Raw genomic sequence first — 13,267 nt, 5'->3', positions numbered from 1 at the left:
AGATACGGATGCGGGCGCTCGAGTGGTTCACCTGCCGCATGCCCGCGATGCCGGCCACCATGCCGGCGCAGCACCCTACCGACCGGTAGGAATTGCCACTGTTTTCCGAATCGTGACTCACTAATTCCTTAATGGCGGCTTTTAGGCTCGCTGTCATGTGGATCGACGACTCGAGTGCCGACGTCATCAAGGCTGACTTCGAGGCTCTCTACCACGGCGACATGCTGGTAGAGGGCGACACCTCCGAGCAGCTCGAAGACTTGCACCCGCTGCCCACCGCGAGCTGAGCGACACCATGGGCATGCTTGCACGGCTCCTCATGGCCGAACCAGCCGTCAGCCGATGGTTTCGTCGGTAAGTTCTTGTTCCCGATTCCGGTCCCCCGCAACGCGGGGGTCTTTCTTTTGGTGCGGCTTAGCGCGGCGCCATGCGGATGGCGCCGTCCAGACGGATGACCTCGCCGTTAAGCATCGGGTTTTCGATGATGTGCAGAACTAGCGCCCCGTACTCGTCGGGGTTGCCCAGCCGCGAGGGATGCGGCACCTGTTGGCCCAGTGAGGCCTTGGCCTCCGCCGGCAATGAAGCCAGCAGCGGGGTGTCGAACAGACCCGGCGCAATGGTGACCACCCGGATCAGCTTGCTGGCCAGATCGCGGGCGATCGGCAGGGTCATGCCAACTACGCCGCCCTTGGACGCCGAGTAGGCGGCCTGGCCGATCTGACCGTCGAATGCCGCCACCGAGGCGGTGTTAATGATGACGCCGCGCTCTTCCCCAATCGGTTCGGTCTTGGCGATCCGCTCGGCGCCCAGTCGCAGCACGTTGAAGGTGCCGACTAGGTTGATGTCCACGATCTTGCGGAACGCGGCCAGCGGGAACACGCCGTCGCGACTCAGTACGCGAATCGCGTTGCCGGTGCCGGCGCAGTTGACGACGACCCGCACCGGGCCGAGCGAATCCGCCAGCTCTAGCGCGTTGCTGACGGCGGCTTCGTCGGTGACGTCGGCTTGCGCAAAACGCGCGCGATCGCCGAGCCCGCCAACCACGTCGTCGCCGCGGAGGTCCACGACGACCACCTGTGCCCCAGCGTCCAATAGCCGCTTGGTGGTGGCCAGACCCAGGCCTGAGGCGCCACCGGTGACAACGGCTACGGCGTCTTTGGTCTTCATACGAATCCTTCCTATCCGTCCCAGTCGGTGAGCACTGCCTCGATGTCGATCGTGGCGGCCGGCGGGCGTGGCTGGCTCGAAGCGGTGCGGGAGAACCGCGGAGCCGGCATGGGTTGCCATCCGCCGTTGGCTTCATAAAAGGTGTTTCGCTCGATGATGTGCGGCTCGTTGTGCACCTCACCGAACGCCAGCACCGGCGTCACACAGGCATCGGAATTGGCGAACACCGCGCCCCAATGGTCACGGTCGTGGCTCGCGAACGCTTCGGTCAGCAGCGCCCGCAGTTCGGGCCAACGGGCGCGGTCGTTTTGCGGGGGCAGCTCGGCGGCGTCTAGACCCAATCCGGCCAGCATGGCCGCATAGAACTGCGGCTCAATGGCGCCGACAGCGACGTAGCGGCCGTCGGCGCATTCGTAGGTGTCGTAGTAGGGTGCCCCGCCGTCGAGCATGTTGGCCCCTCTTGTGTCGGTCCACATGCCCGTCGCTCGCATCGCCCACATCATCTGAATCAGCACGCTGGACCCGTCGACCATCGCCGCATCGACGACCTGGCCCTTGCCGGAGCTCTGCCGCTCCCATAGCGCGGCCAGGATGCCGACCAGCAGGAACATCGAGCCGCCGCCGAAGTCACCAACCAGGTTCAGCGGCGGCACCGGTCGCTCGTCGCCCCGGCCAATGGCGTGCAAAATGCCGTTCAGCGAGATGTAGTTGATGTCGTGACCGGCCTGCTGACTACGCGGGCCGGTTTGGCCCCAGCCGGTCATCCGCGCGTAGATCAGCCGGTCGTTGACCTTCGCACATTCTTCCGGACCCAATCCCAGCCGTTCGGTGACGCCGGGACGGTAACCCTCGATCAACACGTCGGCCTTGGCGATGAGTTTGAGCGCAAGCTCGAGTCCCTGATCGGACTTCAGGTCGGCGGTCACGATACGCCGGTTACGCAACATGGCGTCTCTCGAAATACCGTCGACACTTGACGGGCGATCGATGCGCACCACGTCGGCACCGAGGTCCCCCAGGATCATCGCTGCGTGCGGGCCCGGCCCGATGCCCGCCAGCTCGACAACTCGCAACCCGCTCAGCGGACCCGCCATGAATGTACCGGCCTTTCGTCTCCCATTGACGCCCTCGACGGCGTATCGACGAAGATCATGTCGCCGCAGCTCGGTGACGGCGTCGTCGATTAGTGTTAACCACATGTCGAACTACCGGATCGACACTCGGACAATTGTCCCGGGTCTCGCCGTCACCCTGGCCGACGGGGTGCTGTCGGTGACCATCGATCGCCCGGAGAGTCTCAACTCGCTGACCAAGCCGGTGCTGGCAGGGATGGCCGACGCGATCGAGGGCGCGGCCACCGACCCACGGGTGAAGGTGGTGCGCCTCGGGGGCGCCGGTCGCGGCTTCAGCTCCGGAGGGGCAATCAGCGTTGACGATGTGTGGGCCAGTGGCCCGCCTACCGACACCGTCGCGGAGGCCAACCGCACGGTGCGTGCCATTGTGGCACTACCACAACCGGTCGTTGCCGTCGTGCAGGGACCAACCGTCGGCTGTGGCGTCTCCCTGGCGCTCGCTTGTGACCTCGTATTGGCCTCCGACAATGCGTTTTTCATGCTCGCTCACACCAACGTGGGGTTGATGCCCGACGGCGGCGCGTCGGCGTTGGTTCAGGCCGCGATCGGCCGCATCCGCGCCATGCATATGGCGCTGCTGCCGGACCGGGTGCCGGCCGCCGAGGCCTTGTCCTGGGGCCTGGTCAGCGCCGTCTATCCGGCCGCCGACTTCGATGCCGAGGTGGACAAGTTGATCTCACGGCTGTTGGCCGGCCCAGCGCTGGCTATCGCCAAGACGAAGAACGCGATCAATGCGGCCACGCTCACCGAGTTGGCACCCACTCTCCTGCGCGAATTGGATGGCCAGGCCCTCCTCCTGCGTACTGACGACTTCGCCGAGGGCGCAACGGCATTCCAGCAGCGCCGGACCCCCATGTTCACCGGCCGTTGAGCGCTCTCGGCCCGCTAGCGGTCCCGCGACTGGGCCGCGTCGATGCCCGTGTACTCACCGATTACTCCAACTGCTGGTTGGGCATGTTTGCGGAGCATCATTAACCACTCTGTGTAGCTGGCCCTCATTTAGGATGCTGCACATGCCAGATTCCGGGATTGCCGCATTAACGCCGGTCACAGGCCTCAACGTCACCCTGACCGACAGAGTGTTGTCGGTGCGCATCAACCGCCCTAGCAGTCTCAACTCGCTGACCGTGCCAATCCTGACGGGGATCGCCGACACGCTGGAGCGCGCGGCGGCCGATCCCGTGGTCAAGGTGGTGCGCCTAGGCGGGGTGGGCCGCGGTTTCAGCTCCGGAGTGTCTATGTCTGTGGACGATGTGTGGGGCGGAGGGCCGCCGACCGCCATCGTCGAAGAGGCCAACCGCGCAGTACGCGCCGTGGCCGCGCTACCGCACCCGGTTGTAGCTGTCGTTCAAGGACCAGCGGTCGGCGTCGCTGTCTCGCTAGCGCTGGCGTGTGACTTCATATTGGCTTCTGATAGTGCATTTTTCATGCTCGCCAACACCAAGGTAGCGTTGATGCCCGACGGCGGCGCATCGGCGTTAGTCGCCGCGGCCACCGGCCGGATCCGGGCGATGCGGCTGGCGCTGCTGGCCGAGCAACTGCCGGCCCGCGAGGCACTGGCCTGGGGCCTGATCAGCGCGGTATATCCGGACAGCGACTTCGAGGCCGAGGTGGACAAGGTGATTTCACGGTTGCTGGCCGGCCCGGCGCTGGCGTTCGCCCAGGCCAAAAACGCCATCAATGCAGCCGCCCTCACCGAATTGGAACCCACGTTCGCGCGCGAATTGGATGGACAGGAAGTCCTGCTGCGAACACACGACTTCGCCGAGGGCGCAGCGGCGTTCCTGCAACGCCGCACCCCCAACTTCACCGGTTCCTGAACGCGCGTCAGACCGCGAACAGCGGGGGCAGCGCGAACACCATGATCAGGCCCCACACGAAGTGGGTCAAGATCGGTGCCAGCACTCCACCGCTGGCCCGGCGCTCCAACGCACACACCGTACCGACGAAGATCGCTGCGAAGCCGAGCATCAGATTCGCGCTGGCCATGGTGGCGCCGACGTACAGGACGGTTGAGATGGTCACCGGATAGCGTCGTCCCAGCGCGGTGTAGAGCGCACCGCGAAAGAACATCTCCTCGGCGATGCCGTTAATCAAGGTGATCAGCAGGATCGGCAGCAGAGTTCCCTGATGGGCGAATTGCAGGACGCGGGCTATCGGTTCAGCTGCGCCAGGAATTGCCCTGACGATCATTGCACCCACCCCGAAGATGCCTGCTAGCAGCAGCCCGACAGTGGTCCCGGTGATGACCGGACGCTGATTGCGACCGCGCCAACAGATGCCACCCAGATGCAGCGGTCCAGACATCAGTGCGCCGGCGATCCACACGGCTGCCAGCGCGAGCGTCAGCCAGTAAAAGCTCGACTCGCCGGGCGTCCGCCTCAGCGAAAAGCCCAGCATCACAGCGCCGATAACCAACGTGACGCCGACGACCACACGGCGGCGGCGCACGATTCCCGGCGGTTCATGATGGGGCACAGCGACATTGGTGATCGCACGACGAAACTCGGCAAGCACGCTGCTGCGGTATGGAGTGGTGGATTGGCTCATGCAGGCCGGACTTTCGCGGTTGGAGTGGTCAGGATGTGCAGGCTGGTTCGCAGGGTGCCAGCGGGCGGGCCGGGGTTCACCGGCCCAGGCGTGGGCCCAGCGAGGGGCGGTGTAATCTCGCGGCATCCAGCGCTGCCGGTGCTGACACAGGTGTACGAACCCGCATTTCTGGTGGCACTGCTCACCACGATCCGCACAGCGTCCAACCTAGCGCGGCGACGATACGGGCCGTGGAACGGCCCGAGGAGAAGCCGCGCAATCCAGCACAGCGCGGCGACGATACGGGCCGTGGAACGGCCCGGCAATGGCGGTCCCACTCGCCAGAATCTGAACCCATCCGGCGCCAGTAACGTGGCTGACAATATGGAGTCGATCGCAGGGGGAGCTATTCCACCGTTCGGGCTGGGCTGCATCGCCGGTCCCGCCAGGATAGTGTGCATAGGCCCGGGTTTTTCCTCCGAGTCGGTGCTTCTTAGGTGGTAGGGCCGTGTACTACCTGCTGATCCTGGCGGTCGTCTTCGAACGGCTGGCGGAGCTGGTGGTGGCCCAGCGTAACGCGCGGTGGTCTTTCGCGCAGGGCGGCAAAGAGTTTGGCCGCCCACACTATGTGGTGATGGTTATCCTGCACACCGCCCTACTGCTGGGCTGCGTCGTCGAACCGTGGGCCTTGCACCGGCCTTTCATACCGTGGCTCGGCTGGCCGATGCTGGCCGTAGTGGTGGCAAGCCAGGGCCTGCGCTGGTGGTGCGTCAAATCGCTGGGCAAGCGGTGGAACACCCGGGTAATCGTGTTGCCGCACGCCACGTTGGTGCGGCGGGGCCCCTACCGGTGGATGCGGCATCCGAATTATGTTGCGGTGGTGGCCGAAGGGTTCGCGTTGCCACTGGTGCACACGGCGTGGTTGACCGCACTGGTTTTCACCCTGGCCAATGCGACCTTGCTGACCGTTCGTCTGCGGGTGGAGAACTCCGTTCTGGGCTACATATGACCAGCTACGACACCGACCTGTTGGTCGTCGGCGGCGGCCCCGGCGGACTCGCCACGGCATTGCACGCACGCGCGCGTGGACTTTCGGTGATCGTGGCCGAGCCTCGCGAGAATCCCATCGACAAGGCGTGCGGCGAGGGGCTGATGCCCGGTGGCCTGGCCGAATTGACCTCGCTAGGCGTGGACCCGGTCGGTCTGCCCTTTCATGGGATTGCCTACGTTGGTGAACATCGTCGGGTGCAGGCGCGGTTTCGCACCGGGCCGGGGCGGGGCGTGCGACGCACCACGCTGCATGCGGCACTGGCGGCACGAGCCAAAGAGCAAGACACTGAATGGATCCGGTCGCGGGTAGCCACTATTCAGCAAGACGCACATGGTGTGACCGCCGCCGGCGTTCGCGCGAAATGGTTGGTGGCAGCCGATGGACTGCATTCGGCCGTCCGGCGCGCCGTCGGGATCAAAGCCACCGCCGGGACACCACGGCGATACGGGGTGCGCTGGCATTACCGGCTGCCGGTGTGGTCGGACTTCGTCGAAGTGCATTGGTCCCGTTGGGGTGAGGCTTATGTGACTCCGGTGGAACCGGATCTGGTCGGCGTCGCGATCTTGTCCCGCCAACGACCCGAACTTGCCTGGTTTCCCAGCCTTGCACACCATCTGCAAGACGCGAGCCGCGGACACGCACGTGGCTGCGGTCCCTTGCGCCAGGTGGTCTCCCGGCGCGTCGCGGGGCGGGTGCTTTTGGTCGGTGACGCGGCCGGGTACGAAGATGCCCTAACCGGCGAAGGCATCAGCCTTGCCGTCAAGCAGGCCGCCGCGGCGGTGAGCGCCATCGTCGACGACACACCGGCGTCGTATGAGGCCGCGTGGCACCGGATCACTCGTGATTACCGGCTAGTCACCCGCGGGTTGGTGCTGGCCAGTACGCCACGCGCGGCACGCCGTGCCATCGTGCCGCTGTGCGCACTTCTGCCCACGGCATTCCGGTACGGGGTGAACATCCTGGCGTACTGAGACAGCCCAGGATCTGGTGTTGTCGGCGCGTTGTCACATCCGCCACATTGGTTCTCCCGGGAAGGATGCTCGTTGTGCCCACCTCAGCGCGACACTGCGCCCCGGCATCGGGATAAGTCCCACAAACGTTGGCAATGCGACAGTGCTGGCTGACGGTACGCCCGCCAAGCCCATCCAAGGCGCCGAGACGATGCAGCGGGCCCGCCACACCGGTTCCTGTTTCTCGGCGAACGCCCGAGGTCCTGCGATCTCATCAGGGAACCCATCTCGCGCTGGGTGCGGAGTCCCTTCGTCGACGACGACCCCGTCATCGACACCACAGGCGATCCGCTTGCTGGCCTGCACCGACAGCGACGCGTTGACGGTCACCCGCACGGCCAGGTGAGGGCGGCCTCGACGACCGAACCCTCCTTGACGACCCGGTTGATCAGGCCCCACTCCCAGTCGTCGGATGCGGTCAGCGGCTCACCGGTACACCCCCGGCGGCGGCGATCAGCCCGCGTTTGACCTCCGGCAAACCCGAATTAGGTGTGCTCGTCGGCCACCACCAGGTCGCTGGCCAGCGCTGGCTCGGCACCGTCGTCCAAGGCCGTGCCACTGACCGCGGCGCTGGTCGGCTTGTCGATGAAATGGTGCCTGTAACCGGCGATGCCCCACTCGCCGTGATGCGGGTGGTACGGGTTCTCCCGGCGTGCGATCGCCTTGAGGTCGGCACCGGCGCAAAGCGACTTGTCGCCGGCGCCGGTGATCACCACGGCCCGCACATCGGGGTTGTCGTGCGCTTCTTCCAGCGCGTCTCCAACCACGATGCTGACGGCACCATTGACCGCATTGCGGGCTTCCGGCCGATTGATCGTAATGACCATGACATTGTCGCGGTACTCGACAACGCCGCCGGCTGGCTATCGGTCGCTGTCACAGCAACTCCACAATGGTGGCATTGGCTTGGCCGCGGCCCTCGCACATCGTCTGTAAGCCGTAGCGAATTCCCTTGTCCGGCATGTGGTGTAGCACTGTAGTCATCAACCGTGCCCCCGAGCCGCCGAATGGGTGGCCAAGCGCGATCGCGCTGTTGGGGTTGAACAGGGGGTAAGCGCTTTGGCGAAAACGCTGAGGCCGCCCTGCGAATCTCATAGTGTTTTGATTGCCAAGCTGCATGAGGTGTCGAGCGATCGGCCCAGTGTTGGTGGTGGGAGGCGCGCCATGGAATCTGGGGTCAAGCAGGCGGGACCGCGGCGCTGCTTCGCGCCGGGAGGATCGGGCTGTGCGTATTCAGCCAGCGGAGGTTTGTGGTCACGGGAGGGGATGGCCCGGGCACGTCCAGCTGCGGAAGGGATGGCGTGATGAGTTTTCTGGTGTTGCCTCCCGAGGTCAATTCCGCGTTGATGTTTGCCGGTGCGGGCTCAGGCCCGACGCTGGCCGCCGCGGCGGCCTGGGACGGGCTGGCCGCCGAGTTAGGCCAAGCGGCGAACTCGTTTTCGTCGGCCACCGCAGCGCTGGCCGACACCGCCTGGCAAGGTCCGGCGGCGACGGCGATGGCCGCCGCGGCAGCCCCCTATGCCAGCTGGCTAAGCACGGCAGCAACACGCGCGCTAAGCGCGGCCGCACAGGCCAAGGCGGCCGCGGCGGTGTATGAAGCCGCGCGGGCGGCCACCGTGGATCCACTGCTGGTCGCCGCCAACCGCCACCAGCTGGTGTCGCTGGTGCTATCAAACCTGTTCGGCCAAAACGCCCCGGCGATCGCGGCGACCGAGGCAGCCTACGAACAATTGTGGGCCGCCGATGTCGCGGCCATGGTGAGCTACCACAGCGGGGCCTCGGCGGTGGCCGCCCAGCTGGCCCCGTGGGCACAGGCGGTGCGCGCCCTGCCCAACCCGACGGCGCCCGCACTGGCCTCCGGCCCCGCTGCCCTGGCCATCCCGGCATTGGGTATCGGCAACACCGGCATCGGCAACATCTTCAGCATCGGCAACATCGGCGACTACAACCTAGGCAACGGCAATACCGGCAACGCAAACCTAGGCAGCGGAAACACGGGCCAGGCCAACCTGGGCAGCGGCAATACCGGTTTCTTCAACTTTGGCAGCGGCAACACCGCCAACACCAACTTCGGTAGCGGGAACCTCGGCAACCTCAACCTGGGCAGCGGCAACGACGGCAACGGTAACTTCGGCCTGGGGAATATCGGCGATGGCAACCGGGGCAGCGGGAACGTCGGCAGCTTCAACTTCGGCACCGCCAACGCCGGTTCCTTCAACGTGGGCAGCGCAAATCACGGCTCTCCCAACGTGGGCTTTGCGAATCTCGGCAACAACAACCTGGGCATTGCGAATCTCGGCAACAACAACCTGGGCATTGCGAATCTCGGCAACAACAACATCGGTATCGGGCTCACCGGCGACAACATGATCGGCATCGGCGCACTGAACTCCGGCATCGGCAACCTCGGCTTCGGCAACTCCGGGAACAACAACATCGGCTTGTTCAACTCCGGCAACAACAACATCGGCTTCTTCAACTCCGGCGACAGCAACTTCGGCTTCTTCAACTCCGGTGACACCAACACCGGTTTCGGGAACGCGGGCTTCACCAACACCGGCTTCGGGAACGCGGGCAGCGGCAACTTCGGTTTCGGGAACGCAGGCAACAACAACTTCGGGTTCGGCAACTCGGGATTTGAGAACATGGGTGTCGGCAACTCGGGTGCCTACAACACGGGCAGCTTCAACTCGGGCACCTTGAATACCGGAGACTTGAACTCGGGCGACTTCAATACCGGCTGGGCCAACTCGGGCGATATCAACACTGGCGGCTTCCACTCCGGAGACCTGAACACCGGGTTCGGCAGCCCGGTGGACCAACCGGTGATGAACTCCGGCTTCGGCAACATCGGCACCGGCAACTCGGGCTTCAATAACTCCGGCGACGCGAACTCCGGCTTCCAGAACACCAACACCGGCGCCTTCTTCATCGGTCACTCGGGTCTGCTCAATTCCGGCGGCGGCCAGCACGTGGGCATCAGCAACTCGGGAACCGGCTTTAACACGGGCCTGTTCAACACCGGCTTCAACAACACCGGCATCGGAAACTCGGCCACCAACGCCGCCTTCACCACCACCTCCGGGGTGGCCAACTCCGGCGACAACAGCTCAGGCGGGTTCAACGCCGGTAATGACCAGTCCGGGTTCTTCGACGGTTAGCCCCCGGATTCCAGCAGCCTGCGCCGCGCGAGATCCTTCGCGTTGGCCCGCCTGACCGCCACCGTCATGGCGGGTGCGGCGATTCCCGCGAAGCGGGAAGGCTCACCACGGTTTTACAGCGTCATCCTCGTCGTACCGTTCGGGCCGTCCTCCCACAGGTAGACCGTCTCCATCGGGAATGGCCCTTGCTCGTCCAGGTCGGCCGCCTCGTACGGACCGTCGCCGGTGACGACGTCGCCGCCGCGGGCGCCGGTTACCCGGACCGTCGTGGCGGTGGCCGTCGGGTGCAGCACGGCGCCGCCACGGATCGCGGCGGCGTGCTCCTGCCCGAACTTCTGGTAGGCGGCCATGTCAGCGGCCTGCTCGGGGGCCGACCAGTCGACGTCTCTGGTGCAGGTGAGTGCGGCGTATTGCGGCCTGTTGACCCATCATGGTCCGGGCCTATCCCGAATCTCACCCACATGACGATCGCGGCGGGCCCGATGAGGACATCCGGCGCCGAGCGATTTTGCCGCCGGCCGGGCCATGCCGGCCGATGTCACCGGAGTAGCCTTGACCACGCAGCTGGTCTGCTGGCGTCCGAAAGGGCGTCGGCATCGAGCGGGGCAACGATGCTTCGCGAGAGGGAACCTGGTGAGAATCCGGGACTGTCCCGCAGCGGTATGCAGGAACGACCGCCGTCTTGGAAGTAGACAAGCACTGGTCTCAACGACTGGGAAGCGACGGCCAGTAGGAGCACCCACCGGGTGCGAGCCTGCGAGTCCGAAGACCTGCCAGCCGTGCCGGACGCGCCGCGCCCGGCGGCTCATCGCCTCGTGGAATGGGCGTTTGGCCGTGCCTGTTGCCGGGTGCATCGGTGTGCACCTCAATCGGATCGGCTGCGCGTCCGCGGGCGGTGAACCACCCGTCGATCGAAGGACAGCACGTGACCCAGCCTGTACGTCGTCAACCCTTTACCGCAACCATCACCGGCTCCCCGCGCATCGGCCCGCGCCGCGAACTCAAGCGCGCCACCGAAGGCTACTGGGCCGGACGTACCAGCCGATCCGAGCTGGAGGCCGTCGCCGCCACGTTACGCCGCGACACCTGGTCGGCCCTGGCCGCGGCCGGTCTGGACTCGGTGCCGGTGAACACCTTCTCCTACTACGACCAAATGCTCGATACCGCGGTGCTGCTCGGCGCGCTGCCGCCCCGAGTGAGCCCGGTTTCCGACGGGCTGGACCGCTATTTCGCCGCGGCGCGGGGCACCGACCAGATCGCGCCGCTGGAGATGACGAAGTGGTTCGACACCAACTACCACTACCTGGTACCCGAGATCGGGCCGTCGACCACGTTCACGCTGCACCCCGGCAAGGTGCTCGCCGAACTCAAAGAGGCGTTAGGGCAAGGCATTCCCGCACGTCCGGTGATCATCGGGCCGATCACCTTCCTGCTGCTGAGCAAGGCCGTCGACGGCGCGGGGGCGCCGATCGAACGCCTCGAAGAGTTGGTTCCGGTCTATTCGGAGCTGCTGTCGCTGCTTGCCGACGGCGGCGCCCAGTGGGTGCAGTTCGACGAGCCGGCGCTGGTGACCGACCTCTCCCCCGACGCGCCCGCCCTGGCTGAAGCGGTGTACACCGCGCTGTGCTCGGTGAGCAACCGGCCTGCGATCTATGTCGCCACCTACTTCGGGGACCCGGGCGCGGCCCTACCGGCGCTGGCTCGCACCCCGGTCGAAGCCATCGGCGTCGACCTGGTGGCCGGTGCCGACACCTCGGTGGCCGGGGTACCCGAGCTGGCCGGCAAGACGCTGGTGGCCGGGGTCGTCGACGGGCGCAACGTCTGGCGCACCGACCTGGAGGCGGCGTTGGGCACGTTGGCGACCCTGCTGGGTTCGGCGGCTACCGTGGCCGTCTCGACGTCGTGCTCGACACTGCACGTGCCGTACTCGCTGGAACCGGAAACCGACCTGGATGACGCGTTGCGGAGCTGGCTGGCGTTCGGTGCCGAAAAGGTGCGCGAAGTCGTCGTTCTCGCGCGTGCCCTGCGCGACGGACACGACGCGGTCGCCGACGAGATCGCGTCGTCCCGCGCCGCCATCGCGTCCCGCAAGCGCGACCCGCGGTTACACAATGGGCAAATCCGGGCGCGCATCGAGGCGATCGTCGCGTCCGGAGCCCACCGCGGCAATGCCGCCCAGCGCCGCGCCAGCCAAGACGCGCGACTGCACCTGCCGCCGCTGCCGACCACGACGATCGGCTCCTACCCGCAGACCTCGGCGATCCGCGTTGCGCGTGCGGCGCTGCGGGCCGGTGAGATCGACGAGGCCGAGTACGTGCGCCGGATGCGGCAAGAGATCACCGAGGTGATCGCGCTACAGGAGCGGCTCGGGCTCGACGTGCTGGTGCACGGCGAACCGGAGCGCAACGACATGGTGCAGTACTTCGCCGAGCAATTGGCGGGTTTCTTCGCTACCCAGAACGGCTGGGTGCAGTCCTACGGCAGCCGCTGTGTGCGTCCGCCGATCCTGTACGGCGACGTGTCCCGGCCGCGGGCGATGACGGTCGAGTGGATCACCTACGCGCAGTCGCTGACCGACAAACCGGTGAAGGGCATGTTGACCGGGCCGGTGACGATTCTGGCGTGGTCGTTCGTGCGTGACGACCAGCCGTTGGCCGATACCGCCAACCAGGTGGCGCTGGCGATTCGCGACGAGACCGTGGATTTGCAGTCCGCCGGCATCGCGGTCATCCAGGTCGACGAGCCTGCGCTGCGTGAACTGCTGCCGCTGCGTCGCGCCGACCAGGCCGAGTACTTGCGTTGGGCGGTAGGGGCTTTCCGGTTGGCCACCTCCGGCGTCTCGGACGCCACCCAGATCCACACGCATCTGTGCTACTCGGAGTTCGGCGAGGTGATCGGCGCGATCGCCGATCTGGACGCGGACGTCACGTCCATCGAGGCGGCCCGGTCACACATGGAGGTGCTCGACGACCTGAACGCGATCGGCTTCGCCAACGGTGTGGGCCCGGGCGTCTATGACATTCACTCGCCACGGGTGCCCTCCGCTGAGGAGATGGCCGACTCGTTGCGGGCCGCGTTGCGCGCGGTGCCGGCCGAGCGGCTGTGGGTCAACCCCGACTGCGGACTGAAGACCCGCAATGTCGACGAGGTGACCGCGTCGCTGCACAACATGGTCGCCGCCGCCCGGGAGGTGCGCGCGGGCTAGCTGACGAGCAG

The 13,267-nt window shown here is 66.1% G+C and carries 11 protein-coding genes; 6 read left to right on the top strand and 5 right to left on the bottom strand.

The features are described from left to right. Nucleotides 1–414: 414 nt before the first annotated feature. Nucleotides 415–1,167, bottom strand: a complete 753-nt coding sequence (locus Rv1144; protein ID NP_215660.1) for an oxidoreductase — start codon at nt 1,165–1,167, stop codon at nt 415–417. A gap of 11 nt (nt 1,168–1,178) precedes the next feature. Continuing rightward, entirely contained in the window at nt 1,179–2,261 is a 1,083-nt protein-coding gene (mcr, locus tag Rv1143; RefSeq protein ID NP_215659.1) for an alpha-methylacyl-CoA racemase, read from the bottom strand. A gap of 103 nt (nt 2,262–2,364) precedes the next feature. Here mcr and echA10 point away from each other — a divergent pair, with 103 nt between their 5' ends. Both echA10 and echA11 read left to right on the top strand, forming a co-directional pair. Beyond that, complete coding sequence (echA10, locus tag Rv1142c; RefSeq protein NP_215658.1) at nt 2,365–3,171, top strand: enoyl-CoA hydratase EchA10; 807 nt, start codon at nt 2,365–2,367, stop codon at nt 3,169–3,171. Between the two features lie 142 nt (nt 3,172–3,313). Beyond that, entirely contained in the window at nt 3,314–4,120 is an 807-nt protein-coding gene (echA11, locus tag Rv1141c) for an enoyl-CoA hydratase EchA11 (protein NP_215657.1), read from the top strand. A gap of 7 nt (nt 4,121–4,127) precedes the next feature. Here echA11 and Rv1140 read toward each other — a convergent pair whose 3' ends face one another. Then, a complete protein-coding gene (locus tag Rv1140; RefSeq protein ID NP_215656.1) occupies nt 4,128–4,976 on the bottom strand; it encodes an integral membrane protein in 849 nt (282 codons plus the stop codon). Nucleotides 4,977–5,337: 361 nt separating this feature from the next. On the opposite strand from Rv1140, the gene Rv1139c reads away from it, so the two are divergent. Both Rv1139c and Rv1138c read left to right on the top strand, forming a co-directional pair. Continuing rightward, nucleotides 5,338–5,838 (top strand): hypothetical protein, encoded by a 501-nt coding sequence (locus Rv1139c; protein NP_215655.1) that lies wholly within the window; start codon nt 5,338–5,340, stop codon nt 5,836–5,838. Further along, complete coding sequence (locus tag Rv1138c) at nt 5,835–6,851, top strand: oxidoreductase (RefSeq protein NP_215654.1); 1,017 nt, start codon at nt 5,835–5,837, stop codon at nt 6,849–6,851. The genes Rv1139c and Rv1138c overlap by 4 nt, the downstream gene beginning before the upstream one ends. Nucleotides 6,852–6,884: 33 nt before the next feature. Here Rv1138c and Rv1138a read toward each other — a convergent pair whose 3' ends face one another. Then, a complete protein-coding gene (locus tag Rv1138a) occupies nt 6,885–7,289 on the bottom strand; it encodes a hypothetical protein (protein YP_009030030.1) in 405 nt (134 codons plus the stop codon). A 905-nt stretch (nt 7,290–8,194) separates the two neighbouring features. Here Rv1138a and PPE16 point away from each other — a divergent pair. Further along, on the top strand, nt 8,195–10,051 hold the full coding sequence (gene PPE16, locus Rv1135c) for a PPE family protein PPE16 (RefSeq protein YP_177790.1): 1,857 nt from the start codon (nt 8,195–8,197) through the stop codon (nt 10,049–10,051). A 113-nt stretch (nt 10,052–10,164) separates the two neighbouring features. Here PPE16 and Rv1134 read toward each other — a convergent pair whose 3' ends face one another. After that, nucleotides 10,165–10,401: a hypothetical protein gene (locus Rv1134; RefSeq protein ID NP_215650.1), complete on the bottom strand. Its 237-nt coding sequence runs from the start codon at nt 10,399–10,401 to the stop codon at nt 10,165–10,167. A gap of 575 nt (nt 10,402–10,976) precedes the next feature. On the opposite strand from Rv1134, the gene metE reads away from it, so the two are divergent. Continuing rightward, nucleotides 10,977–13,256 (top strand): 5-methyltetrahydropteroyltriglutamate--homocysteine methyltransferase, encoded by a 2,280-nt coding sequence (metE, locus tag Rv1133c; protein ID NP_215649.1) that lies wholly within the window; start codon nt 10,977–10,979, stop codon nt 13,254–13,256. The last annotated feature ends 11 nt before the right edge of the window (nt 13,257–13,267 follow it).

The organism is Mycobacterium tuberculosis H37Rv, assembly GCF_000195955.2.
In the GTDB taxonomy this organism is placed as follows: Bacteria; Actinomycetota; Actinomycetes; order Mycobacteriales; family Mycobacteriaceae; genus Mycobacterium; species Mycobacterium tuberculosis.
This window is presented reverse-complemented; position numbering and strand designations above follow the sequence as displayed.